This is a genomic window from Stenotrophomonas sp., assembly GCF_032103445.1.
In the GTDB taxonomy this organism is placed as follows: domain Bacteria; phylum Pseudomonadota; class Gammaproteobacteria; order Xanthomonadales; family Xanthomonadaceae; genus Stenotrophomonas.
Genome location: NZ_DAMDFR010000013.1, coordinates 16842 through 39661, shown reverse-complemented (window position 1 = coordinate 39661; position 22820 = coordinate 16842). Strand labels below are relative to the sequence as shown.

The following is a 22820-nucleotide window of genomic DNA, read 5'->3' as shown; positions in this document are numbered from 1 at the left end:
AAGTGCCATTTCGTTCGATCCAAGCGCTTGGAAATGGTTTCATTTCAAATTATTGACAACGGATTTAGATCGATCTAGAAAAGCCCCACCCCCACGCCTCATGGAACCCCGCACCCCGTCTCCTGCGCCGTACCGCGCCGGGAGACCTTGTACTGGAGATCTGCAAGATGAAGCGCACGTTGCTGTCGTTGCTGGTGTCGTCCGTACTGCTCCAACCGCTGCTCGCACAGGCACAGTCTTCCCCGCCCGATGAAGGAAGTGCGGCCCCGGCCACACGTCAGCTCGATACGGTGAACGTCACCGGTTCGCTGATTCCGCGCGCGCAGGTCGAAGGGCCTTCTCCGGTGACCACCATCACCGCCGAGGAGATCGAAGCGCAGGGCTTCACCACCGTGTTCGATGCGCTGCGCTCGCTGCCCACGTCCAACGGCTCCGTGCAGGACTCCCAGGGCACGGGCTTCTACACCCCGGGTGCGAAGACGGTCAGTCTGTTCGGGCTGGATCCAAGCTACACGCTGACCCTGCTCAACGGCCGTCCGCTCAACAGCTATCCGCTGGCCTACAACGGCAATACCAGCATCGTGGACATCGCCAACATCCCGCTGGGCATGGTCGAGCGCATCGACGTGCTCACGGGCGGGCAGTCGTCGGTGTACGGCTCGTCGGCCGTGGCGGGCGTCATCAACATCGTGCTGAAGGACAAGGTGGAGGGCACGCACTTCCGCTACCGCGCCGGCGGCTACAGCGATGGCGGTGGTTCCAGTCAGCGCTTCATCTTCAGCAGTGGCCATTCCTTCGGCAACCTGGATCTCAGCTACGGGCTGGAGTACACCAAGCAGAAGCCGATCTTCGCATCCGACCGCAGCTACATCGACAGCGTCAACGACAGCCCGACCGGCCCGCAGGACCCGTCGCGCACCTTCCTGCGCATGCAGATGTCCCCCAACGGCTACATCGACCCCGGCCAGGCTACCTGCGCGCCGCTCTCCTATCTGTTCGGTGGCAGCACCACCTACGCGCATCGCAACGCGGCGGGCACCGGCTACTACTGTGGCAGCCCTGACAATGTCGGCACGGCCACGCTCTACAACAAGAGCGAGGACGTAAACGCCACCACCTTCCTGCGCTATCACCTCAGCGAAACCACCGAGCTGTACTCGGACATCCTCTTCAGCTTCAGCCGACCGACGTACTCCGGTGGCAGCCCGTTCTGGAACAAGACCTTCTACAACCAGACCAGCGGCAACTACGAGCAGTGGCAGCGCATCTACGCGCCGGAGGAAGTGGGGATGGACGCGAAGGACCAGCGGGTCTACACGCGCTCGCTGAACATCACGGCCGGCGCACGCGGCGGGCTGGGCGACACCGGTTTCGACTACGACGTGTATGTGAACCGGTCCAGCACTGATGTCACCCGCAAATCAACCGACTTCCTGGCCACCGCCGGTATTGATGACTACTACCTGGGCCCGCAGCTGGGCAAGGTCAACGGCTACGACGCCTATGCCCCCAACCTGGATCTGTTGTACCAGCCCCTGACGCGGCAGCAATACGACCAGTTCAGCGGCACCAACCGCGCCGAGTCCTCGGCCTCCCGCACGGGCGTGACCGCACTGGTGACCAACACGTCTCTGTTCGGTCTGCCTGCCGGTGATGTCGGCTTTGCGATGATCCTGCAGGGCACGCGTGAGAAGTTCTTCAACCAGTCGGCCGATCCGAATGCAGGCGTGCTGTTCCGAGGGTCGACGGCCGGCACGTCGGCAGAAGGTCAGCGCGATCTGTACGCGGTGGGTGCCGAACTGCAGGTGCCGATCTTCGACACCTTCAGCGCCAATCTTTCCGGGCGCTATGACAAGTACTCGCTGCAGGGCGGCGGCGGCAACGGCAAGGCGACCTGGAAGCTGGGCCTGGAGTACCGCCCGGTGGAGTCGCTGCTGCTGCGCGGCAGCTATGCAACGGCGTTCCGGTCGCCCGACATGTTCTATCTGTACTCGCGTGAAAGCAGCGGATACACCACCAACGTGGACACGTTCCTGTGCCGTCAGGCTGGATACACCTCGGAGAACTACGATGAGTGCCCGCAGTCCTCGCTGCAGGTGCTGTCCTCCAGCACCGGCAACCGCGACCTGAAGGACATCACCGCCGAGACCTTCACCTATGGCTTCGTCTGGTCCGCGCTGGACAACGCCTTGAATCTGTCGGTCGACTACAACTCGGTGAAGATCGAGAACGAGGTGTCCATTCTCGGCACTGACAGCATCCTCGCCACCGAAGCCAATTGCCGGCTGGGACGTTCCGAGAACGGCGACGTTGCCTTTGACATCAACTCGCCCACCTGCCAGCAGATTCTTGGGCAGGTGCAGCGCCTGCCGGGCACCGATCCGCTCAATCCCAACGGCGTCGAAAAGGTGTTCTCGTATCCGATCAACCTGGCCAAGCAGCGCCAGACCGGCATCCAGGCATCGGGCGACTATCGCTGGGGCGCCGGGCGCGCGGGCGAGTTCGGGGTGAACGCCGGCTACTACCGTCCGTTGAAGCACGAACTACAGCAGCAGGAAGGCGACCCGGTGCTGGACATGCTGTGTTGCGCCAACTCCAATGAGTTGCACTACCGCGCCACGCTGGGCGCGAGCTGGAACATCGGTGCCTTCAGTACCAACGTGTTCGGTGTGCGCAACGCCCGCACCTGGAACTCCGCGGGCGAGGAACGCAACATCGGGCCGTGGACCACCTGGAACGCGACGGTCAACTACCGCATCAACAAGCTGGCCAGCGTGCTGTTGACGGCCAACAACCTGACCAACGAACGCCCGCCGCGGGATTACACCAACGGCAACTGGCCGTACTACGATCAAGGTGTGTACAACGCGTTCGGTCGTTCGATGTTTGTCGAGCTGTCGCTGGACTTCCAGTAGAGCAGGATCGGGGTGGCCGCTGCTCCGGCCACCCCGAACCCCGTCACTGCCTGACGAACTGACCGCGACGCCATGCCAGCCACACTGCCGCAAGGCCGACGGCAAGGCAGACCAACAGCCCTGGGAGCGACGCTTCAGGACCAAACGCACCGCCGGTGAGCCATTCCGGTACCGCGGCATTGGGTGTGCTCCGAGCGATGGCCGGCCCGAGTTCCGTGCCCGACACGGCCGTGCCAAACAGATAGCCTTGGGTGAAGTTCCAGGCCGCGTGTGCGCCAATGGAGATCCAGACGCGCCCGGTGAGGGCGTAAAACGCGCCCAACATCACGCCGGCCTCCAGCGCAATGCAGATGGCGGCAAACACCGTCGCGTTGGGGTTGCCAAGATGGCTGAGGCCGAACACGGCGGACGACACCGCGAACGCCACCCATGGGCCGAACGCCCGCCACAACAGGCGCAGCAGCACCGCCCGCATCATCAGCTCTTCCACCACGCCGGCCTGAAGCGCCCTGCGCAGCGGAGTCCACGCAGATGCCGGGCCAGTTGCCTGGATGTCGTAGAGGCCGGACACCGCCATGATGCCCATCACCGCAGCGAACATCGCCACGCCGATCAACAGGCCAATCCCCAACTGTGGGAGCATGGGACGTAACGCAATCTCTGACGCTTTACGCTTCTCGGCCAGTCGCACGGCCAGTGCATAGATGCCCAGCGACGCCATGGCGCCAAGCAGGCCGGCGACAAACTGCATCGGCTCATTGGTCTTTGGCCAAAAACTGCCAAGAAACTGTGTGATCGCACCTGCCGGGATGGCGACGAGGAAGAACAAGGGCACGGCCCAGGCACAGGCGCGCAACCAGCGCAGCTTGCCTGGCTTCAGCACGCCGTGCTCGCCAAGCGCGATCGGCTGCCGTGTATGACGGGTCGGAGCGGGCACTGCACTGGACTGCGTCACTGCGTTCATATGCGATCCCCTGTGGGTACTGCGGCTATGTTTTGGTGGTACCACTGGACGCGGCAGCTGCCGCGGCGATGCGGGACAAGAACGGCCGTTGATTCAATGCGGCAATGGCTTCGGCCAGAACGGTGGAAAGCGGGACTGACAACTCCGCATCGAGCTGCGCGGCCGCCGCATTGGTCGCGGCCCATTGGCGCTGCAGGGCAGGCACCATGCGCTTGGCCTTGGCGCTCAGCACCACGATGCGCTCGCGCGCATCGGTACCGGGCTTCAGCGCGACAAGGCGCTGCTTGGCCATCTGCGTGACCGTCTGGCTGGCCGCGGAATGGGTGATGCCGATCTCCTGTGCCAGCACCTTGATGGAGGCCGGGCCCAGCCGCAGGAGCACGCGCAGCACCGGGGTGTAGCGGGGCCGCCACTCCAGCCCCGAGGCCGCGTAGACGCCCTCAAGATCGCCATCCAGCTGCTCGAGCAGGTGCCGGACCAAGGTGCCAAGGGTAGGAGAGGGGGCGTCCATGGCCGAAATGTATAAGCGCTGTTACATATCCGCCATGTGCCGGAAGTAGGGGGTGTGTGTCGCAGGTGAGCCAGATGGGGCAATCGGCCGGTCCATCGTGGACGGGCAAAAGCGCACGCACGTCACACATCGAGACATTCATCCGCTTGTGACAGCCTTGGTATCCGAGTGCGTGCTCGACTACTGCCACAGGCGCTGCGAACTTCTACCGCGCCGATTGCGTCGCACCATTTGATCGCGCGCCAGTAAATCGCCACGATTGTGGCGCAATTGGCTATGTCCGTTGCTGTTCGATTCCTGCAGGGTAGGCCCCGGAGCGTAGAATCTCCAAAGACTTCACACCTGTTGTCCTGCGTCGGAACGTACGTCCTGCGTCGGGAGGGTGGCTAATACAACACCCCTGCAAGGGGGGAATATGCCCGCCGTTTTCTCTGTGAGTCTTTGCGGTTCTAACCTCCCGACCCCTCGCCATTCCGGCAGGGGTCGCACTCTGCAGGAGGTTTGCCATGCAAACACGAAGGTCGTACGTACCCGAAGACGAATTTGAAGCCGCACAGAACTGCCCGCGTCGGGAGGCACACCGATGAAAAAGCCAGCCTGGGTACGCACGCGGGTAGAAGACGAGCTGCGTTCTGACTTCAAAGGCGTGCTGAAGCGCACGCACTACGCGCCGGCCGAAGCCATTCGATTGTTCATGAGGCGCATGGTGGAGATCGGGCAGGACGCCGCGGCCGTTGACAGGGCGCAATCGCGTCGCGCAATCCTCAATGCATCAGACCACGTGGCGGACGCGCTGTGCATCGGTCAGTCCGCGCCACCTGGAGAAGACCATGGCTGCTCGAAGGACCACCCGGCACAAGCGCATTGCGCTTCGAGTGCGAAGGAATGCCCGTGACGTGTTCCTGATATGCATCAGCGGACAATAGTGTCCGACCGCGATGACGGGTGGCGCTTGACAGCCCACCCGCTTGGCACGACTCTCAGTTGATGACTATTGACCTCGAAAAGCTCAATTCACGCGAACTCACGTCCCTCATGAAGGCCGCCCAGAAGCGTAAAGCGCTTCTGGAGAAGCGTCCGTCGGTTACCACAGTGCGCCGGAAGGTGCTTGCGCTGCTCAAAGCTTCCGGTTACTCCATCGAAGAACTTGTGGGTGACGGCAAGGTTGCGGCGGCCCCCGCGCCTGCCAAAAGCGTCAAACGCGTCAAGCGCACGAAACTTGGAAAAGCGCCGGTGAAGTACCGTGATCCGGACAACAAGCGCAATACCTGGTCGGGTCGTGGCAGCACGCCGCGCTGGTTGCTGGAGAAAACCGCGCGCGGTCGCAGCGTGGCGGATTACCTGATTCCGGGGTTGGCCAAGCCGACGGCGCGTAAGGCCGCTCCGATTGGGAAGCGTACGGTGTTCAAGCAGGCTTGATGGCATTGCGTGGGGACGGGCCATGCCTGTCTGGCGGTGTCGGTTGATCGGACATGGCGTAGCCACGCAGGGCGTGGCTCTACGGGGTGTAAGGGCGGGACTGGAGGATCAGGATCTCGTCGCCGACTACGGCCCATTCGATGTCCTGGTCCACACCGCCGAGCGCCTGCTTGGTTGTGACGCCCAGTCTTGCCAGGCGCGCAATCAGCGCGTCGGTCAGCACCTGGCGTGAGCCGGTGATCGCCACTTCACGCACGCCACCGCCCGCCTGGGCAACCAACTGGGTGTCCTCAGCGGAGCGGCTCAGTACCTGCACCGCTTTGGACCAGTTCGAGTACATCACCTGCTCGGCCTGGCGTTTGCCTTCCACCACGCGGATGCCCAGGCCCCGCTTGGCCGAGATGTAAGTGATGTGCTTGCGACTGGCATCGAACGGGTCGCGGGTGATCATCACCCCCGAGCTGTCCGAGGGCGCGGCGCGCTGTACCAGCACGGCCATCGACACTGCATCCTGTGGCAGGCCTGCGGCGGCACGTGCTTCGTAGGCTTCGAAGTTGTAGACCGACGCCCACACCGTCTGCACCGCCTTCGCCACCGCCTCCGTGCGCGTCACATTCGGCACGGTGGTGTAGAGGCCGGCTCCGCTGAAGCCGGGCAGGTCCTCGGAATTGGACGAACTGCGTACGAACACGGCAGCGCCTTTCAGCTGGCTTTGCCACTGCCGGTCCAGGTCGCGCTGGAAGGCCGGGTCGGGCGCGGCATTGGCGATCTCCGCACGCAGGGCGGCAAGTGCCTCGCGGCGCACATTGGGATCGCTGTCGAAGCCGGTGCGGCGCTGCAGGGTTTGCAGGCGTTCGGCAATGCCGAGGCGTTCGGACATCGCCTGGTAATGCGTGAACGGGATGCAGAAGCCAACGGGCACGCTGGCAGCCGGTGGCAGCACCGCCTTGAGCGTACCGAGGTTGGCGGCCTTCACCCCGCATTGCCGGCTGTCACGGGCACGCAGCGATGCCAGCGGCGTGAGCGCGCTCACGCTGAGGTCGGGGCGAGGCAGATTGCGTACCGTCGGGCGGGGCGTGCTGCTGGCGGGCGTTCGGGCTGGGCGCTTGAGCGGGGTGACCCGATAGTCGTTGGCCGTGACCTGAAGCGACACCCAGCGTCCATCGTACTGACGCAGCGTCTGCAGGGCATCGCGCACGTACACGTTGGGAATGCCCCAGCCCTTGGCGAGTAGATTCACATGCGAGAGCAGGGTGGAGGGGCGCTGCGTTACCAGACCGGCGACAGGGGCGAGCGCGATGGGAACCTCGTCCAGCACTGGAATGTCGCGCGGTGAAAGTGCGTCCAGTTGCGCCTGCGTGCGCACGATGCGCAGCCGACCTTCCGCACTGCCGGTGTTCAAGGGCAGGAAGCGCTGTTCGCGCAGCAAGGCTTCCTGGGTGACGAACGCCAGCCCGGTGGATCGTGCCAGCGCATCATGCTGGGTGGAGTTGGTCTTGAAGCGCACCGGCTCGGCGAACGAAGCACGCACTGCCGCGTCGGTCTCGCGCAGCAGCGCGGCGGTGAGCTGGTCGCCTTCCCAGAACTCGTAGGTGTATCCCGGTAGATCCTGCTGCCATGCCAGCGTGCCGAACAGGAACCGTCGGTTCGGGTCCCGGTACTGCGCGTTGAGCGTGGCCTTGTCCAGGCTGCGCACCAGCCGCTGCTGGCGCACGAACTGCTCATGCAGGGCATGCCGCGGCGTGTTGACGTAGTAGATGCGGTTGCCGGCCTGACGGTCGATGACAAAGATCAGGTGCGGCAGTTCCAGCGCGGTGCCCGCGTTGTAGACGCGCGCGAGCTGAAGGAACTGCGCGCCGGTATGGATGCGCGGCAGGAAGTCCGGGCCTGTGTTGGGCGCGGTCGCGGTTGTGTCAGCGCCCGGGCGGACCTCGTAGGGGGACGGCTTGCGTGCGGTCTGGGCGACTGCACTGGTGGCGCAGGCGAGCAGCAGAAGCAGGGTTGCCCACCAGACCACGCTGGCAGACGAGGGCACGCGCGTACGGGATCGATCCATGATGCCGGTGCAGGGAAGAGTGCGCAGATCATAAGCGGCTGCGACGGCTGTCGGCCAGCCGCCAGCCGACCCGTGCCCGACTCAGCGGCAGCTGTTAAGGTCGCGGTTCATCAAGTCAAGGTTGGCAGCGGTGCCTTGGGTGACGGTACTGAACGTAACGCCGGGTGTACCGGGGGAGGGTCGCGTCAGCGACAGAAGCGCACCGCCCGGCTGGCTGACCACGCTGGTAACGTCGTGCGTCAACCTCTCAAGTCCCGCGTAAACGGAAAGCGGTTGCCGAGGGTAATGGCTTTCCAGCAGGGTCTTCAGCGCCGCGTCTTTGTCCGGACCGTACCAGGTTGCAAACATCAGTCCTACCGGCGCACCTGTGTCTTTAAGGGTCATCAGCGAGGCCATCGACATGGTGGTATCGCCGATCCTGCAGATGCCTTGCTGGCTCATCATGAGTGTCATGACCGTCGCTGGTTGGCACTTCTGCTCTTCCATCTGCTCGCGCACATCATGCGGCAGCGCATTGAAGGCGGACTGCACGGGACCGTTGGCCAGCTCCAGTGCCAGGGGACACTCCGGCAGTGCTGGGTTGGCCGGCGCTGCTGCCACTGCCCCGGTGCCCTGCTTCAACGAGGCCAGGAAAGGTGTGGCGGTGGTCTTGATCGCGTCGCACTGCGATCGCGGCCCTTCCACGATCAGCAGAATGTTGCTGTCCCCCGCCCGTACCGTACGCGCCAGAGCGCAAACCGCATCTGTTTCGGTCCGCAGCGTCTGTGTGGGATGCCCGTCCTGGCTGGAACGCTCGAGCTGCGCGCCCGGCGCATTCCCGGCCGTGGCGATTCTCTCGAAGTATTTGCTTGCCGTGGCTTCATCGCGGTAGTGCGCACGCACCGCGCTGAGGCGGATGGCACCCGCCGGGCAGCCGAGGCCGTCTGCCATGACCATGTCACCGCTCATGGGCGTCATCCGGAAGTCATTGAACAGGCAGGGCAGGCGTACCGAGAAGTCACCCAGAGTGGAGCTGGCCTCGGTCCAGCCGTCGCTGTCGAGCGTGCCGGCGCCGGCGCGGTGCATCTGCACGCTGGGGACCCCATCGGCGTGGGCGAGGCTGCACAGCAGCAGGCCGCACAGCAGCAGTGTGGCTCGAGCTTGCGGCCGGTGAGGTTGGACATGCGTCATCCGTGAAGACATTACGTTCGCTTCCTTGAGGGTGAAGAAATCAGAGGTACCCCACCGTTAGCGGCTCAATGCTGCGTGACTATAGGGCCGGGCACGGCTCGATGGCTGCGCCAGCTGCCGGATGCGCGGTCGGGCAGCTCCAGCAGCCAGGTCTGGTGGCAGGTGATGCAGGTGTAGGCCAGCACGATACCGGGCGGGAAGGGGCCGGCTGATTCGGGAACCTCAGTTTCGTGCAGGTGGCCAGCCTGTACTGCTGCTTCGACCGTTGAGACGCAGTGTTCGCGGCTGCCGGCCGTGTTGAGCTGGGTCTGGGGCCAGATGGAATGGCAAGGGCAGCGGGGCATGCTTCTGTGGGAGGCGTTGGGTGGGGGGATTCTATCCGGTGGTTCAGCCACGCAGGGCGCGGCGCTACGGGTGTACGTGCACGGGAAGATTTCCGATACTTCGGGTCTGCTGCGCGTTGCAGCCCCCACCAGGAGACTTTCATGAGCCTTGAGGCACAAGCGCTGGTTGAGCGCTACTACCAGGCGTTCAACGCCGGCGACCGCGAGGGCATGCTGGCCCTGCTGACCGATGACGTGGCCCATGACCTCAACCAGGGTGCACGCGAGGTTGGCCGCGAGGCCTTCCGCACCTTCCTGCAGCGCATGGACCGCAACTATGCCGAGCAGCTGAAGGACATCGTGGTGATGTCCAACGCCGACGGCGTGCACGTGGCGGCCAGCTATGTGGTGCATGGCCAGTACCAGGCCACCGACGACGGTCTGCCGGAGGCGACTGGCCAGCGGTATGTGCTGCCGGGCGGTGCGTTCTTCGACATACGCGATGGCCGCATTGCGCGGGTGAGCAACTACTACAACCTTGCTGACTGGATCGCACAGATCGCACCGGGTGCCTGAGATGAATCCGGCCATCCAGGTGCTGCGGGTCACCGGCGCGGACATGCTGCCGTGGCTGGAACACGTGGCACGCCTGCGAATCGCGGTGTTTCGCGACTTCCCGTACCTGTACGACGGCGACATGGCCTATGAGCGCGAGTATCTGCAGGCGCTGAGCCAGGCCGCGGGTGGGGTTCTGGTGCTGGCATTGGACGAGTCTGGCGCGCCTGTGGGCGCGTCCACCGGCATGCCGCTGGTGGAGTCGGAGACCGCCATTCGTGAGCCCTTCCAGCAGGCGGGTCTGGCCGAAGCGCCTATCTTCTACTGCGGTGAATCGGTGCTGTTGCCAGCTTATCGTGGACGCGGGCTTGGGCACCGCTTCTTCGACGAACGCGAAGAACATGCGCGCAGCTTGCCTGGCGTGCGCACAAACGCATTCGCATCGGTGGTGCGTGCGGCTGACGATCCGCGCTGCCCGGCGGATTACCACAGCAACCATGCCTTCTGGAAAGGTCGTGGCTATCGCGAGCATTCACAACTGCGTGCGACGCTGGCGTGGAAAGAGGTCGGCGCGACGGTGCAGAGCGATCACGCGCTGAGCTTCTGGCTGCGCGAACTGGACACATCCGAATGAAAGTGGCGGTTGCGAAGTATCCGATCCAGGCTCCGGCCTCGTGGGCGGCGTTCGCCGAGCGTCAGCGCGCTGTGCTGGGTGAGGCTGCTTCTGCGGGTGCGCAGCTGGCGGTGCTGCCGGAATATCTCTCGCTGGAGCTGGCCGCGGCGCTGGCTCCAGAGGTGTCCAAGAGCCTGCCGGCATCGCTGCGCGGTATTCAGGCGTTTCACGATGACTGGCTGGCGCTGTATGCCGATCTGTCGCGCAGCCTGAACATGATCATCCAGGCCGGCACCTTCCTGCTGCAGGTGGGCGAAGGACGTTATCGCAATCGTGCGTGGTGGTTCACGCCGGATGGGCAACGCGGCTATCAGGACAAAATGCAGCTGACCGGCTTTGAAAAGCAGCTCGGCGTGATCGAACCCGGTGATGCGCTGCAGGTGTTCGACCTGGGTGGCGTACGCACCGGCATCGCGGTCTGCTACGACAGCGAATTCCCGCTCAGCGTGCGCGCCCAGCGCGAAGCCGGCGCGCAGCTGCTGCTTGTCCCCAGCTGCACCGACACCGACGCCGGCTCCACCCGCGTGACTGTAGGTTGCATGGCCCGCGCGCTGGAGAACCGCATGTTCGTCGCCAAGGCGGTGACCGCTGGCGAGGCCGCTTGGAGCCCGGCACTGGACGTCAACACCGGTGAGGCGGTGCTGTATGCACCGATGGACCGTGGCTTCCCGGCCGATGGCGTACTGGCCAGCACCCACGGTGACCAGCTGTGGGCGATGGCGGATCTGGATTTCGAGGCGCTGACCCAACGGCTGGGCGATGCGCAGGTGACGGTGGATGGAGATTGGGGTCAGCAGCGACAACAGGTGACGCCGAATGATTGAAGTTTGCTGCGGACGCTAGTCTTCAATGATGAATGCCGTCAATGATCCATCAGAGAGCCAGTTCGACGTCGTCGAGACGAAACCCGCCCGCGAGCGCTGGCTGGAAGCCAAGGTGAAGCGGAGTCTGACGGATTCTCGCCCGGCGATTCCACACGACGAAGTGGAGCGCCGTATGGCCCGACGAGTCGAAGAGCTGAAGGCTGATCACAAAGTTGTCGCACTAAGCGGAATTTAACCTTGTGAACGATTGCGGACCTGGAACGGAAGGTGTTAGCTAGATCTTTCAAGGACGGAGGCGATCAATGCAACTGGATGGCAAAACCTCACTACGCAGTCGTGCGGCAGGATTTCTTCTGTCGGGTCTTGCGGCTTTTTCCTGCTTTGCCGCGGATGCTGGCACAAAGCGGCCTCCTATTTCCCTGGGTCCAAGCAACGCCTACAACGGCACCGTTTCAGGGGATCCCACCGCACCCGACGGTGCCGCGGTTGAGCTCCGTCGCGTAGCAGATGTCGACAAAGCTTTCGGCAACAGCGTTTCCCTGCTCGACATCAGTGGCAAGGGCGGCGGCGTGTATGTGGTCAGCGCGGAGATGTCGGTCAATGGCAACGGGCGAGCTGTGCTCTGGCTAATCGCGTACAAAGGAGGTGCGCGCCTGCTGGTCGCTAACACCGAGCGCCAGCCGGTGCAGGCGCACGAAGGTCTGACCGAGCGGCAACTGGCGGTGACGGTTCCAAAGAACGCCACACGACTGGTGTTCGGCATGGCGCTGAGCGGCGGTGGAGAGGCGCATGCCACGGCGCTGAAGATCCGTCATGACGCCGAACGCACGGCGGCGCGCGACACCGACGCGAAGGGGAACCTGGATGCGTTCATTGCCACCGTGCGCGCCCGTGCGCTGTACGCCGACCGGGTACCTTGGCAGACGTTCCAGGCCAGCATCGACGCTGCTGCGAATGCAGCGCAGTCGGCAGACAACTACCCGCTGTATCGGGAGATCCTGAGGTCACTGGGCGACCGGCACAGCACATTCCGTTTGCCGCACGAGAGCGACTTTGCGACCCAGCGCACGCGTGCTGCTGAGAAGCCCCGCGTGGAGCGGCTTGGCACCGGCGTGGGTTACGTGAAAGTGCCCAGCGTGAGCGGCGTCGAGAAGCACTCGTCCCGCGAGCTTTCCATCGGCATCCAGCGACAGCTGTGTGCCATCGGGCAAGACGTGAATGGCTGGGTGGTGGACCTGCGGGATAACAGCGGTGGCACTATGTGGCCCATGTTGGCCGGACTTTTTCCCCTCCTTGGCGAAGTATCGCCAGGTGCCTTCGTCGACAGGGAGGGGAAGGTTTTCCCCTGGAAGATCAGGGGCGCGCGCGAATGTGATCTTTCGCAGGCACCGGTTGCTGTGTTGATTGGTCCACGCACGGCCAGTTCTGGGGAGATGACTGCGATCGCGTTCATCGACCGGCCCAACACCCGCATCTTTGGCCAAGCCAGCGCGGGTCTGGCCACGGGCAACAGCCCAATCCCCTTGCCGGATGGCGCTCGAGTCGTGCTTACGACCACCCGTGTGCAGGACAGGTCCGGGCACGTCCTTGAACAGGTGAAGCCGGATGAGACGGCAGACGGTGAGGATGCACTGGAAGCAGCAACGCGCTGGCTGCCGCGGTAGCGACGTGCCATGCGCGTCTGGCCGCCCCTGACCGAGGCCAGGAAATGGGTGGGTCCAATTCCGCGAAGCCACGCAGGGCGTGGCTTTACGGTTGATCCCGCGCCGCGATCTCGATCCCGATCCGACGTGACGCGACTGGGTTACGGGGCCGGGCGCTCCGGCGCGTTCCCAGCAGACTCCAGCGCGGCCACGGTCTTCTCCAGTGCTTCCAGCTTCTCGCGGGTGCGCAGCAGCACCGCGCGCTGCACGTCGAATTCTTCGCGGGTGACCAGGTCCAGCTTGGCCAGGCCGGCCTGCAGGGCGCTCTTGAAGGTGGCCTGCAGTTCCTCACGCTGCTCGCGCAGCCCCGGCGGCACCATGTCGCTCAGGCGGCGGGCCAGGTCGTCGATCTGGTTGAGGTCAATCATGGGGGACTCCGCTTCGGTGGGGGCTGGCCAGGTTCACGCCTAGGATAATCCCCGTGGGGGTGGCCGGAATACGGGGGCAGCATCGCGTTCATCGGCCGACAGGCGGTATCCTCGCTGCCGCAAATACAGGAGCCAACGAATGAAGATGGTCATGGCGGTGGTCAAGCCGTTCAAGCTCGACGACGTGCGCGAGGCGCTGGCCGAGCGTGGGGTCACCGGAATCACGGTGACCGAGGTCAAGGGCTTCGGACGCCAGAAGGGGCACACCGAGCTGTACCGGGGCGCGGAGTACGTGGTCGACTTCCTGCCCAAGGTCAAAATCGAGGTGGCGGTCACCGACACCCAGGTCGACGAGGTGGTGGAAGCCATCGTCAAGGCGGCTGGCACCGGCAAGATCGGCGACGGCAAGGTGTTCGTGTACGACCTGGGCAGCGTGGTGCGCATCCGTACGGGTGAGCTGGATGCTGATGCGCTCTGAAAAAGCTTGCCGGGCATGGCCCGGCACTACGGTACGCTTTTGAACCACCGGTAGAAGCGCTTCCACGCCACCCGCACACCCGCCACCCAGCGCGGGTCGGCGACCAGCGCGGCCTGGCTCTCGGTCGGGCGCTCGCCGGTCAGGCGCTGGCGCATCTTCAGCAGGTTCTTCATGTCACTACGGCGCAGCTGGCGCGACACCGGGTGCACCGGCAGCCAGCGCGGGCTGCGCCAGGCCGACGTGAAGTCCACGAGCACCGGCACGCCGCCGTTCACCATGACATTGGTGCCATGCAGGTCGTTGTGGGTGATGCCGGCGGCGTGCAGGCGGCTCAGCGCGTACTGCAGCTGCTCGAACACCTCCGCGCCCACCGAGGTGGCCGCGCTCAGGGTCTGGCCAGGAATGAACTCCATGCCCAGGGCCAGGCCACCGATGGTGCCGAGCAGGGCTGGGGCGTGCTTCCAGCCGCTGAGGCGCTTGAGCATGCTGGCCTCACGGCGCACCAGCAGACGCGCCACCAGCGACAGCGGGGTGCCCTTGTAACGGGTGTAGTCCTTGACCACGGCCGGCTGGCCGTTCAGGCACGTGCGGTAGACGTCCGGTTCCAGCAGGCGTTCGCCACGCTTGAGCAACTGGGCAGGAGCGGTGTCATCGACACACGAGGTAGCAGGAGTATTCATGACGTTCTTTGGGCGACCCGGTGGTCGGCGCGAAGCGTCAGGCGTACCGGTGCTGCTGAATGGGGGTGATGTCAAACTTTCGTTAATTTTAGTACCCGGAAGTACAGCAATCCAGCCCTTGTCGGAGAAATGTCGGACCCAGCGGTGGAACAGTTTGTCGCGCACGCTACGGACAGGCGTTCCGGCGTTGGCAGAATACCTTTCAAAATCAAATGGTTGATATTGATATGAGACAGGCCGTGCGGTGAATGTCCGCTACCTGTACACGACTGGCTTGACCGGACACGAAGCCATGCGGACCATAACGATCTTGAATACGGCACGCGTGGCCCGCCGCTCCCCATGGCCCGCCAGCACCGCGTGCGCACTCCCCTTCACTGAAGCTTTCCGGCAGCCGCCGGTGGACGTTCGATGATCAAGATAATTGTGGTGGCCCTGTTCGTGGCGTGCGTGCTGTACGTGCACTACCGCGGCAAGGTCCGGGCGCGCTGGTCGCGCCAGCTGCTGGACCATTCCAGCTTCATGGCTCCCATCAACGTGGTGATGTACCTGTTCTCCAAGGTGCCGACCACGCCGTTCCTGGACCCGGGCAAGGAGTTCCCGCAGCTGGAGCCGCTGCGCGCGAACTGGAAGATGATCCGTGATGAGGCGCTGGCGCTGCGCGATGCGGACAAGATCGCCGCCTCCAGTACCTACAACGACGCGGGCTTCAACTCGTTCTTCCGCCGTGGCTGGAAGCGCTTCTACCTGCGCTGGTATGGCCCGTCGCATCCGTCGGCCAAGGCGCTGTGCCCGCAGACCACGGCGCTGCTGGAGTCGATTCCGGAGGTGCGTGCGGCGATGTTCGCGCAGCTGCCGCCGGGCAGTGAACTGCGTCCGCACCGCGACCCGTTCGCCGGCTCGCTGCGGCTGCACCTGGGCCTGGCCACGCCGAACGACGATGGCTGCTACATCGAAGTGGACGGCATCCGCAAAAGCTGGCGTGACGGTGAGTGGATGATGTTCGACGAAACCTACATCCACCACGCGCACAACGAGACCCAGGAAGACCGGGTGATCCTGTTCTGCGATATCGCGCGGCCGTTGCGTTTCGGGCTGCCGGGGCTGTTCAACCGCGCGGTGGCGGCCACGCTGCTGGCCGGCGGTGCCTCGCCGAACCTGCCGGGCGATCCCACCGGGGGCGTGAACAAGGCGTTTGGTGGGCTCTACAAGGTGCGGCTGAAGGCCAAGGCGCTGCGCGCGAAGAGCGCGTTTGCCTACCACGCGATCAAGTGGGGCCTGGTGCTGCTGGTGATTGCCGGGATCTGGGCGCTGTAACAGGCACCGCGAGGGCCGGCCAACGGCCGGCGCTACCGCAAAGCAAAGCCCGCGCTGTTTCCAGCGCGGGCTTTTTGTTGTCCACATCCGGAACGCGTCCCGGTAGCGCCGGCCGTTGGCCGGCCCTCACAACCCCCGGAATCAACCCTTCAACGCGGCCTGCACGAACGGAGGGGTCACCAGTACGCCGGTGTGCAGCGCGGCGGTGTAGTACAGGGTGTCGAAGCTCTTGGAGGCCGAATCGGCCTGACGGAAGTCGAAGCTGCTCTGGCCCTTGCGCGCCAGGGTCACGCTCCACCAGCCGGTCGGGTAGCACGGCTGCGGGAACGGCAGGGTCTTGAACGACTGGAAGCCGGCCTTGCCCATCTCGGTGCGCATTTCGTTGATCAGCGCCAGCTGCATCAGCGGAGATTCGGACTGCTGGACCAGAATGCCGTCGTCCTTCAGCGCCTTGAAGCAGCTTTCGTAGAAGGCCTTGTTGAACAAGCCTTCACCCGGGCCGACCGGGTCGGTGGAGTCCACGATCACAACGTCCACGCTGCCGGCCGGGCAGTTGGCCATGTAGGCCACGCCGTCATCGAACATCAGCTCGGCGCGCGGGTCGCTGTTGGAGTCGCACAGCTCCGGGAAGTGCTTCTCGGCCATGCGGGTGACCTGCTCGTCAATGTCGCACTGGGTCACACTTTCCACGCCCTTGTGCTTCAGCACTTCGCGCAGGGTGCCGCAGTCACCGCCGCCGATGATCACCACGCGCTTGGGCGCGGCGTGGGTGAACAGCACCGGGTGGCTGATCATCTCGTGGTAGAAGAAATTGTCCTTGCTGGTCAGCATGATGGCCCCGTCGATGGTCATCAGGTTGCCCCAGTCGGTGGTCTGGAAGATCTCGATCTTCTGGAACGGCGACTGCACCTCGTCCAGCTTGCCGGTGATGCGGTAGCCAATGGCCGAGCCGGTGCGCTCGAAATGCTCGATGTACCAGTTGCTGTTGTCAGTCATGGAGTAACGGTCCTGTTCGGAGGGTGTTGGAGCCGGGATGGCGGCACAAGGCGCGTCCGGACGGGGTCCGCCCCGTTCAGGTTCAAGCCTGGACACGGGCGCGGGCGCGCATGATAACGGAGCTGTCGGCATATAGGCGTTATCATGCACCCCCTTTTTTACCAACCAGGCCCACTGCAATGACCGATTGGTCCCTCGACCAAGCCCGTAAGACCTACTCGATTCCGCATTGGGCGGATGGCTACTTCGACGTGGATCCGGCGGGGCATATGGTGGTGAGACCGACGGGGCAGGACGGCCCGGTGGTGTCCTTGCCCACGATCGTGGATTCGGCCCGTGCGGCCGGGGCCAAGCTGCCGCTGCTGGTGCGCTTCCCGGACATCCTCGGCCAGCGCCTGGGCAAGCTGCAGGCCGCCTTCGGCCAGGCCCAGGCCGACTGGGACTACGCCGGCGGCTACACCGCCGTGTACCCGATCAAGGTCAACCAGCACCGCGGCGTGGCCGGCACCCTGGCCAGCCACCACGGCGAGGGCTTCGGCCTGGAAGCCGGCAGCAAGCCCGAGCTGATGGCCGTGCTGGCGCTGTCGCGCCCGGGCGGGCTGATCGTCTGCAACGGCTACAAGGACCGCGAGTACATCCGCCTGGCCCTGATCGGCCGCAAGCTGGGCCTGCAGACCTTCATCGTCATTGAAAAGCCCTCCGAGCTGAAGCTGGTGCTGGAGGAGTCCAAGGCGCTGGACGCGAAGCCGGGCCTGGGCGTGCGCATGCGCCTGGCGTCGCTGGGCGCAGGCAAATGGCAGAACAGCGGCGGTGACAAGGCCAAGTTCGGGCTGTCCCCGCGCCAGCTGCTGGACCTGTGGAAGTCGCTGCGCGACACCGAATACGCCGACTGCCTGAGCCTGCTGCATTTCCACATGGGCTCGCAGATCTCCAACGTGCGCGACATCGCCAACGGCATGCGCGAAGCCACCCGCTACTTCGTGGAACTGTCGCGCCTGGGCGCGAAGATCACCCACGTCGACGTTGGCGGTGGTCTGGGCGTGGACTACGAAGGCACCCGCTCGCGCAGCTTCTGCTCGATCAACTATGGCCTGAACGCGTACGCCAGCAACATCGTGCAGCCGCTGGCCAATGCCTGCGAAGAGCACGGCCTGACCCCGCCGCGCATCGTCACCGAGTGCGGCCGCGCCATGACCGCGCACCACGCGGTGCTGATCGCCAATGTCTCCGAAGTGGAGCAGGCGCAGGAAGGCCGTGTGCCGGATGCGCATGACGACGAGCCGGCGGCGATCCGCCACCTGCGCGAAATCCATGAGGAACTGGACCAGCGCCCTGCGGTGGAACTGTTCCAGGAGGCCCAGCATTTCCATGCCGAGGGCCTGGCCAGCTACGCGCTGGGCCAGATCGACCTGCCGCAGCGTGCGCGCATCGACGACCTGTTCTATGCCATCGCCCATGGCGTGCGCGCACGCCTGAGCTACGACGAAAAGAGCCACCGCCCGGCGCTGGATGAACTGAACGAACGCCTGGTCGACAAGTACTTCGTCAACTTCAGCGTGTTCGAGTCGATTCCCGATGCCTGGGCGATCGACCAGGTGTTCCCGATCGTGCCGATCGAGCGCCTGAACGAGGTGCCTGGCCGCCGCGGCATCATCGCCGACATGACCTGCGATTCCGACGGCATGGTCAAGACCTATGTGGAAAATGAAAGCCTGGACACCTCGCTGCCGCTGCACGCGATGAAGCCGGGCGAAAGCTACCGCATCGGCTTCTTCATGGTCGGTGCGTATCAGGAAATCCTGGGCGACATCCACAACCTGTTCGGTGATACCGACGCGGTGGAAGTGGTGGCCGATGCCGACGGCTATGCCATTACCCAGCAGCGTCGCGGCGACACCACCGACGTGATGCTCGATTACGTGGGCTACCGTCTGGACGATCTGCGTGCGGCCTACGCCGAGCGTGTGGCGGCGGCGAACCTGGAGCCGGCGCGCGCGCAGGAACTGTCCGAGGCGCTCGAAGCCGGATTGACCGGCTATACGTATTTGTCCGACGAACCGTTGGTGTGACCGCACGCGCGATCTTCCATCTGTTTCTCCACGCCGCAGTGCCTGCACTGCTGGCGTGGATGTTCTGGCGCAAGCGCTTTCTTTCGGCGTGGGCGTTGCTGCTGCTGGGCTGGATCATCGACCTGGACCACCTGCTGGCCGACCCGATCTACGCGCCGAACCGCTGCAGCATTGGTTTCCATCCGTTGCACACCACGCCGGCAATTGCGGTGTACGCGGGGCTGTGCGTGCCGAAGAAGACGCGCCTGTTCGGGATTGGATTGATGATCCACATCACGTTGGACGCGATTGATTGTTGGTGGATGCACGCCGGAAAATGATCCGCGCGCGCTTGTCGTAGAGCCGGGCTTGCCCGGCTGCGGGCAACCGACCAAAAGGCAGCCGGGCAAGCCCGGCTCTACGGCAACACCTCAACCTGCAGGCAACACCAGCGTCGCCACCAAGCCCGGCGCACCATTGCGCAACGTCAGCGTACCGCCATAGCTCTCGGCAATATCGGCCACGATCGCCAGCCCCAAGCCGCTGCCCGAAGCGCGCTCATCCAAGCGCACACCACGCCCCAGCACGCGCTCAAGATCCTCTTCGGGCAAACCCGCCCCATCGTCGCGCACCTCAAACCGCATCCTGTTGCCCTCGTGGCGCACCTTCACCTCGACGCTGTGCGCCGCCCACTTGCCCGCGTTGTCGAGCAGGTTGCCCAGCATCTCTTCCAGATCTTCCCGCGCACCGGCAAACAGCCCCTGCGCATTGGCGTCGCAGGAAAACCGCACGTCGCGGTCACCGTGCACGCGCTGCATCAGCCGGCACAGCGCGTCCAGCACCGGGCCCACCGGCGTGCGCTGCTGGTGGTCAGCGGCCACGCCCACGGCCAGATAGCGGTCGATGCTGGACTGCATGCGCGCGGTTTCGCCGCGCACGGTCTGGCGCCAGTCGCTGCCATCGCTCTCGGCTTCCGTGGCGAGCACGGTCAACGGGGTCTTCAATGCATGCGCCAGATCGGCCGCGCTGCGCCGTGCGCGCTGCACCATGCGTCCGTGATGGTCGAGCAGTGCATTGAGCTCGTCCGCCAGCGGGGCCACTTCCTTCACCAGCCCCTGCTGCGGAAAGCGCACGTTCTCGCCATTGCGGACCTGTGCAGCGATGCGGCGCAGCTCGGTAAGCGGGCGCAGGCCGTAGTGCACCTGGCTGACCAGCACGGCGAACCACAGCGCCACCAGCACGATCAACGCCAGCGCGGTGCGCTGGCGGAAGCTGCTGACCTGGTCGTCCAGGGCACTGCGGTCGGCGGCGACCAGCACCTGCAGCGGCGTACAGGCACGGGGCAGGGTCACCTGCTGGGCCACCACGCGCAGCGGCTGGTCGAGCGGCCCAAGGCTGTCGAAAGCGCGCGCTGGACCCGTCTGCAGCGCCTGCGGTACCGGCAACGAGCCGTCCCACAGCGATCGTGACTGTGCCAGCGCCTGCCCCTTCGGTGTCCGCACCTGCCAATACGCACCCGAGAACACCCGGCGGTAGTCCTCATTGACCAGCTCACGGCGGAACTGCACCTGGCCGTTGGCATCCACTTCAGCCAGCGACAGCACCGATACCAGGTCGTTGCCCAGGCGGGCGTCCAACGCGTTGCGTGCTGAACTTTCAAACAAGGCACCCAGCCACCAGGTGGCCAGCGCCGAGACCAGCAGCATGCCCAGCCCGCCGGCCAGCAGCAGACGGCTGCGCAGTGACCGCGTCTTCATGGCTGCGCCGACAGGCGGAAGCCCTGCCCGCGATGGGTGTGGATGAACTCGCTGCCGAGCTTGCGGCGGATGCGCCCGATCAGCACATCCAGCGTGTTCGAGTCGGGATCGAAGCCCGCCTCGTACACATGCTCGCCCAGTCGCGAGCGGCTGATCACAACGTCCGGGTGATGCATGAAGTAGCTCAGAATGCGGTATTCCTGCGGGCTCAACGCCAACGGCTCGCCGTCCAGTTCGAAACGCGCGGCGTTGACGTCCAGCTGCAGTGGACCACAGCTTAGACGCGGGCTGGCATGGCCGGCACTGCGGCGGATCAGCGCACGCAGACGCAGCAGCAGCTCTTCAGGCTGGAACGGTTTGGTCAGGAAATCATCCGCTCCGGCATCGAAGCCGGCCAGTTTGTCGTGCCAGCGGCTGCGGGCGGTCAGTACCAGCACCGGAAAGGTGCGGCCGGCCTGGCGCCAGCGTTCAATCACACTCAGACCGTCCAGGCCCGGCAGGCCAAGGTCGACCACTGCGGCAGCCACGTCCTCCACCTGCCCCTGGAACTCGGCGTCGCTGCCGTCGGTACTGTGCAGCACCACGTAGCCGGCTTCTTCCAGCAGCGTGCGCAGGCGATCGGACAGTACCGGGTCGTCCTCGGCAAGCAGCAGGCGCATCAGTCTTCTTCCATCTTCAGCAGGCGGCCGTTGCGCGCATCATAGTCCAGCTCCATCACCTTGCCGTTGGGGCCGAGAATCTCGATCTCATAGGTGTCATCGTCCAGCTCCACCTCCAGCAGCTTGCCGGGGTAGCGCTTGAGCGCATCGCGCACCACCGTCTCCAGCGGTACATAGCGGCCCTGTTGCACGGCCTGGCGCACGGCCTGCTGCTCGCGCGCGTCGCCGTCCAGCACCCGCATGGGGTCCTGGGTGGCACTGAGCAGCAGGGGCAGCAGAAGGGCGTAGGGCGACATGGAAGCGCATACGTGGGAGCAAGGCCTACGGTATACGCGTGGCGATTAAACAAACCCTAACAATGCTGCTCATGAGGCGCTTAAGGACGCTTGCCAGACTGGCGTTGCCGGAATGGTCCGGTTGCCACAAGGAACCCCCTCATGAAGACTCTGATGATTGCCGCCGCTCTGGCCGCCACCGTTACCGCCGCCCCGACCTTCGCCGCCGAACTGGGCGCTGCCGAGGTGCAGGCCAAGCTGCGCGCCGCCGGCTACACCCAGGTGCACGAGCTGGAACGTGATGACGGCATGTGGGAAGCCGAAGTCACCCGTGCCGACGGTAGCCGCGATGACGTGCTGATCGACCCGGCCAAGGGTGAGATCTTTGATTCAGCCAACGGCCGTGCGGTGCTGGATGCCGGCAGGATCCTCGATCTGGCCGCCAAGGCGGGCTACACCCGCATCACTGAAGTGGACCGTGACGGGGCCACCTGGTCGCTGGACGCCTACAACAAGAACAACCAGCGCGTGGACGTGCGCATGAGCGGCTACGACGGCCGCGTGCTGAGCAGCCGTCGCGACGGCTGGTGGGACTGAGCCGACTTACCAGCCCACAGGACCCGGGCCGCCCCAGTAGCCGCCCCCGCCATACCCGTAATCGCCGTAGCCATAGGGGCCATAGAAACCAGGCCCCTTGCCCTCGCTGACCCGGATGTTGAGATTCATGTTCCGGGTCTTGCCTTCGTCGTTGGTGTAATTCTTGTTGAGGTTCAGTTCGGCGGCGTTGAAGTGCGTATTGCCGAAGTTTTCCGAATAGCCAATGCCGGTGGTGAAGCTGCCGTTGACCCGCAGCTTGTCATCGGTGACCTCGGCAATGCCATTGCCGGCCGGCCCGCGCGCGACGCGGCGACCGCTCTTGTCGCCGTAGAAGGTGCCGGGCGGGTCGCCGCGCAGGGTGGGGTCATTCATGTACTGCAGCGGTTCCTGCGGCACCGCCAGGTTGAGGTCGGTGGCCGACTGCGGGCCGGTGGCACCGGCGGCGGACTGCGCCAGGGCAACCCCGGGGGCAAGCAGGCACAGCAGCAGCGAAAGCGGGCGGATCATGGGAGGCTCCGGGGCAGGCAGGGCG

24 protein-coding genes are annotated in these 22820 nt (G+C 64.8%); 13 read left to right on the top strand and 11 right to left on the bottom strand.

Going from position 1 to position 22820, the window contains the following annotated elements; translation table 11 throughout:
• Positions 1-167 precede the first annotated feature (167 nt).
• Positions 168-2915 carry a TonB-dependent receptor gene (locus tag RT551_RS07170; RefSeq protein ID WP_313456919.1) on the top strand — a complete coding sequence of 916 codons (2748 nt, stop codon included), beginning with the start codon at positions 168-170 and terminating at the stop codon, positions 2913-2915.
• A 43-nt stretch (positions 2916-2958) separates the two neighbouring features.
• On the opposite strand, the gene RT551_RS07165 is transcribed toward RT551_RS07170, so the two are convergent.
• Together RT551_RS07165 and RT551_RS07160 are read right to left on the bottom strand one after the other, a co-directional pair.
• A complete protein-coding gene (locus RT551_RS07165) occupies positions 2959-3879 on the bottom strand; it encodes a type II CAAX endopeptidase family protein (protein ID WP_313456916.1) in 921 nt (306 codons plus the stop codon).
• 25 nt (positions 3880-3904) lie between these two features.
• Positions 3905-4390 carry a helix-turn-helix domain-containing protein gene (locus RT551_RS07160; protein WP_313456915.1) on the bottom strand — a complete coding sequence of 162 codons (486 nt, stop codon included), beginning with the start codon at positions 4388-4390 and terminating at the stop codon, positions 3905-3907.
• Positions 4391-4973: 583 nt separating this feature from the next.
• Between RT551_RS07160 and RT551_RS07155 the strand changes: the two genes are divergently transcribed.
• Positions 4974-5285, top strand: coding sequence for a hypothetical protein (locus tag RT551_RS07155; protein ID WP_313456912.1), 312 nt, complete (start codon positions 4974-4976; stop codon positions 5283-5285).
• A 92-nt stretch (positions 5286-5377) separates the two neighbouring features.
• The gene (locus RT551_RS07150) at positions 5378-5809 is read left to right on the top strand and encodes an H-NS histone family protein (RefSeq protein WP_313456909.1); all 432 of its coding nucleotides are present in this window, start codon (positions 5378-5380) and stop codon (positions 5807-5809) included.
• A 79-nt stretch (positions 5810-5888) separates the two neighbouring features.
• Here RT551_RS07150 and RT551_RS07145 read toward each other — a convergent pair whose 3' ends face one another.
• Both RT551_RS07145 and RT551_RS07140 read right to left on the bottom strand, forming a co-directional pair.
• Positions 5889-7865, bottom strand: a complete 1977-nt coding sequence (locus RT551_RS07145) for a PEP/pyruvate-binding domain-containing protein (protein WP_313456907.1) — start codon at positions 7863-7865, stop codon at positions 5889-5891.
• An 81-nt stretch (positions 7866-7946) separates the two neighbouring features.
• The gene (locus RT551_RS07140) at positions 7947-9047 is read right to left on the bottom strand and encodes a hypothetical protein (protein ID WP_313456905.1); all 1101 of its coding nucleotides are present in this window, start codon (positions 9045-9047) and stop codon (positions 7947-7949) included.
• Between the two features lie 473 nt (positions 9048-9520).
• On the opposite strand from RT551_RS07140, the gene RT551_RS07135 reads away from it, so the two are divergent.
• The 5 genes from RT551_RS07135 to RT551_RS07115 all read left to right on the top strand — a co-directional run bounded on the left by RT551_RS07135 (position 9521) and on the right by RT551_RS07115 (position 13074).
• Positions 9521-9934 (top strand): ketosteroid isomerase-related protein, encoded by a 414-nt coding sequence (locus RT551_RS07135; protein WP_313456903.1) that lies wholly within the window; start codon positions 9521-9523, stop codon positions 9932-9934.
• A gap of 1 nt (position 9935) precedes the next feature.
• Positions 9936-10547: a GNAT family N-acetyltransferase gene (locus RT551_RS07130; protein ID WP_313456901.1), complete on the top strand. Its 612-nt coding sequence runs from the start codon at positions 9936-9938 to the stop codon at positions 10545-10547.
• Positions 10544-11410, top strand: coding sequence for a carbon-nitrogen hydrolase family protein (locus RT551_RS07125; RefSeq protein WP_313456898.1), 867 nt, complete (start codon positions 10544-10546; stop codon positions 11408-11410). Before RT551_RS07130 ends, RT551_RS07125 begins: the two co-directional genes overlap by 4 nt.
• Before the next feature lie 25 nt (positions 11411-11435).
• Complete coding sequence (locus RT551_RS07120) at positions 11436-11645, top strand: hypothetical protein (RefSeq protein WP_313456896.1); 210 nt, start codon at positions 11436-11438, stop codon at positions 11643-11645.
• 67 nt (positions 11646-11712) lie between these two features.
• Positions 11713-13074 carry a S41 family peptidase gene (locus RT551_RS07115; RefSeq protein ID WP_313456894.1) on the top strand — a complete coding sequence of 454 codons (1362 nt, stop codon included), beginning with the start codon at positions 11713-11715 and terminating at the stop codon, positions 13072-13074.
• Between the two features lie 140 nt (positions 13075-13214).
• Here RT551_RS07115 and RT551_RS07110 read toward each other — a convergent pair whose 3' ends face one another.
• Complete coding sequence (locus RT551_RS07110) at positions 13215-13481, bottom strand: accessory factor UbiK family protein (protein WP_313456891.1); 267 nt, start codon at positions 13479-13481, stop codon at positions 13215-13217.
• A gap of 139 nt (positions 13482-13620) precedes the next feature.
• On the opposite strand from RT551_RS07110, the gene RT551_RS07105 reads away from it, so the two are divergent.
• Positions 13621-13959 carry a P-II family nitrogen regulator gene (locus RT551_RS07105; protein WP_125358417.1) on the top strand — a complete coding sequence of 113 codons (339 nt, stop codon included), beginning with the start codon at positions 13621-13623 and terminating at the stop codon, positions 13957-13959.
• A 26-nt stretch (positions 13960-13985) separates the two neighbouring features.
• Here RT551_RS07105 and RT551_RS07100 read toward each other — a convergent pair whose 3' ends face one another.
• Positions 13986-14639: an RIO1 family regulatory kinase/ATPase gene (locus RT551_RS07100; RefSeq protein ID WP_313456889.1), complete on the bottom strand. Its 654-nt coding sequence runs from the start codon at positions 14637-14639 to the stop codon at positions 13986-13988.
• A gap of 411 nt (positions 14640-15050) precedes the next feature.
• Between RT551_RS07100 and RT551_RS07095 the strand changes: the two genes are divergently transcribed.
• Positions 15051-15956: an aspartyl/asparaginyl beta-hydroxylase domain-containing protein gene (locus RT551_RS07095; protein ID WP_313456886.1), complete on the top strand. Its 906-nt coding sequence runs from the start codon at positions 15051-15053 to the stop codon at positions 15954-15956.
• A gap of 141 nt (positions 15957-16097) precedes the next feature.
• Here RT551_RS07095 and speE read toward each other — a convergent pair whose 3' ends face one another.
• Complete coding sequence (gene speE, locus RT551_RS07090) at positions 16098-16952, bottom strand: polyamine aminopropyltransferase (RefSeq protein WP_125358411.1); 855 nt, start codon at positions 16950-16952, stop codon at positions 16098-16100.
• Positions 16953-17131: 179 nt separating this feature from the next.
• On the opposite strand from speE, the gene speA reads away from it, so the two are divergent.
• Positions 17132-19021, top strand: a complete 1890-nt coding sequence (speA, locus tag RT551_RS07085; RefSeq protein WP_313456883.1) for an arginine decarboxylase — start codon at positions 17132-17134, stop codon at positions 19019-19021.
• Positions 19018-19341, top strand: a complete 324-nt coding sequence (locus RT551_RS07080; RefSeq protein ID WP_313456882.1) for a DUF6122 family protein — start codon at positions 19018-19020, stop codon at positions 19339-19341. Before speA ends, RT551_RS07080 begins: the two co-directional genes overlap by 4 nt.
• Positions 19342-19431: 90 nt before the next feature.
• Here the strand turns inward: RT551_RS07080 and RT551_RS07075 are convergent, their stop codons facing one another.
• Genes RT551_RS07075 through RT551_RS07065 form a run of 3 tightly spaced genes read right to left on the bottom strand, consistent with a single transcriptional unit; the run spans position 19432 to position 21658 of the window.
• Positions 19432-20757 (bottom strand): HAMP domain-containing sensor histidine kinase, encoded by a 1326-nt coding sequence (locus RT551_RS07075; RefSeq protein WP_313456880.1) that lies wholly within the window; start codon positions 20755-20757, stop codon positions 19432-19434.
• Positions 20754-21416, bottom strand: a complete 663-nt coding sequence (locus tag RT551_RS07070) for a response regulator transcription factor (protein WP_313456878.1) — start codon at positions 21414-21416, stop codon at positions 20754-20756. Before RT551_RS07070 ends, RT551_RS07075 begins: the two co-directional genes overlap by 4 nt.
• Complete coding sequence (locus RT551_RS07065) at positions 21416-21658, bottom strand: PepSY domain-containing protein (RefSeq protein WP_312023039.1); 243 nt, start codon at positions 21656-21658, stop codon at positions 21416-21418. Before RT551_RS07065 ends, RT551_RS07070 begins: the two co-directional genes overlap by 1 nt.
• A gap of 195 nt (positions 21659-21853) precedes the next feature.
• Between RT551_RS07065 and RT551_RS07060 the strand changes: the two genes are divergently transcribed.
• On the top strand, positions 21854-22288 hold the full coding sequence (locus tag RT551_RS07060) for a PepSY domain-containing protein (RefSeq protein WP_313456875.1): 435 nt from the start codon (positions 21854-21856) through the stop codon (positions 22286-22288).
• Positions 22289-22294: 6 nt separating this feature from the next.
• Here the strand turns inward: RT551_RS07060 and RT551_RS07055 are convergent, their stop codons facing one another.
• Positions 22295-22795: a hypothetical protein gene (locus tag RT551_RS07055; RefSeq protein WP_313456872.1), complete on the bottom strand. Its 501-nt coding sequence runs from the start codon at positions 22793-22795 to the stop codon at positions 22295-22297.
• Between the last annotated feature and the right edge of the window lie 25 nt (positions 22796-22820).

Bases quoted from the DNA above. Each gene is read 5' to 3' on its own strand.
- RT551_RS07170 (WP_313456919.1), top strand. From the start codon at position 168: ATGAAGCGCACGTTGCTGTCGTTGCTGGTGTCGTCCGTACTGCTCCAA.
- RT551_RS07165 (WP_313456916.1), bottom strand. From the start codon at position 3,879: ATGAACGCAGTGACGCAGTCCAGTGCAGTGCCCGCTCCGACCCGTCAT.
- RT551_RS07160 (WP_313456915.1), bottom strand. From the start codon at position 4,390: ATGGACGCCCCCTCTCCTACCCTTGGCACCTTGGTCCGGCACCTGCTC.
- RT551_RS07155 (WP_313456912.1), top strand. From the start codon at position 4,974: ATGAAAAAGCCAGCCTGGGTACGCACGCGGGTAGAAGACGAGCTGCGT.
- RT551_RS07150 (WP_313456909.1), top strand. From the start codon at position 5,378: ATGACTATTGACCTCGAAAAGCTCAATTCACGCGAACTCACGTCCCTC.
- RT551_RS07145 (WP_313456907.1), bottom strand. From the start codon at position 7,865: ATGGATCGATCCCGTACGCGCGTGCCCTCGTCTGCCAGCGTGGTCTGG.
- RT551_RS07140 (WP_313456905.1), bottom strand. From the start codon at position 9,047: ATGTCTTCACGGATGACGCATGTCCAACCTCACCGGCCGCAAGCTCGA.
- RT551_RS07135 (WP_313456903.1), top strand. From the start codon at position 9,521: ATGAGCCTTGAGGCACAAGCGCTGGTTGAGCGCTACTACCAGGCGTTC.
- RT551_RS07130 (WP_313456901.1), top strand. From the start codon at position 9,936: ATGAATCCGGCCATCCAGGTGCTGCGGGTCACCGGCGCGGACATGCTG.
- RT551_RS07125 (WP_313456898.1), top strand. From the start codon at position 10,544: ATGAAAGTGGCGGTTGCGAAGTATCCGATCCAGGCTCCGGCCTCGTGG.
- RT551_RS07120 (WP_313456896.1), top strand. From the start codon at position 11,436: ATGATGAATGCCGTCAATGATCCATCAGAGAGCCAGTTCGACGTCGTC.
- RT551_RS07115 (WP_313456894.1), top strand. From the start codon at position 11,713: ATGCAACTGGATGGCAAAACCTCACTACGCAGTCGTGCGGCAGGATTT.
- RT551_RS07110 (WP_313456891.1), bottom strand. From the start codon at position 13,481: ATGATTGACCTCAACCAGATCGACGACCTGGCCCGCCGCCTGAGCGAC.
- RT551_RS07105 (WP_125358417.1), top strand. From the start codon at position 13,621: ATGAAGATGGTCATGGCGGTGGTCAAGCCGTTCAAGCTCGACGACGTG.
- RT551_RS07100 (WP_313456889.1), bottom strand. From the start codon at position 14,639: ATGAATACTCCTGCTACCTCGTGTGTCGATGACACCGCTCCTGCCCAG.
- RT551_RS07095 (WP_313456886.1), top strand. From the start codon at position 15,051: ATGATCAAGATAATTGTGGTGGCCCTGTTCGTGGCGTGCGTGCTGTAC.
- speE (WP_125358411.1), bottom strand. From the start codon at position 16,952: ATGACTGACAACAGCAACTGGTACATCGAGCATTTCGAGCGCACCGGC.
- speA (WP_313456883.1), top strand. From the start codon at position 17,132: ATGACCGATTGGTCCCTCGACCAAGCCCGTAAGACCTACTCGATTCCG.
- RT551_RS07075 (WP_313456880.1), bottom strand. From the start codon at position 20,757: ATGAAGACGCGGTCACTGCGCAGCCGTCTGCTGCTGGCCGGCGGGCTG.
- RT551_RS07070 (WP_313456878.1), bottom strand. From the start codon at position 21,416: ATGCGCCTGCTGCTTGCCGAGGACGACCCGGTACTGTCCGATCGCCTG.
- RT551_RS07065 (WP_312023039.1), bottom strand. From the start codon at position 21,658: ATGCGGGTGCTGGACGGCGACGCGCGCGAGCAGCAGGCCGTGCGCCAG.
- RT551_RS07060 (WP_313456875.1), top strand. From the start codon at position 21,854: ATGAAGACTCTGATGATTGCCGCCGCTCTGGCCGCCACCGTTACCGCC.
- RT551_RS07055 (WP_313456872.1), bottom strand. From the start codon at position 22,795: ATGATCCGCCCGCTTTCGCTGCTGCTGTGCCTGCTTGCCCCCGGGGTT.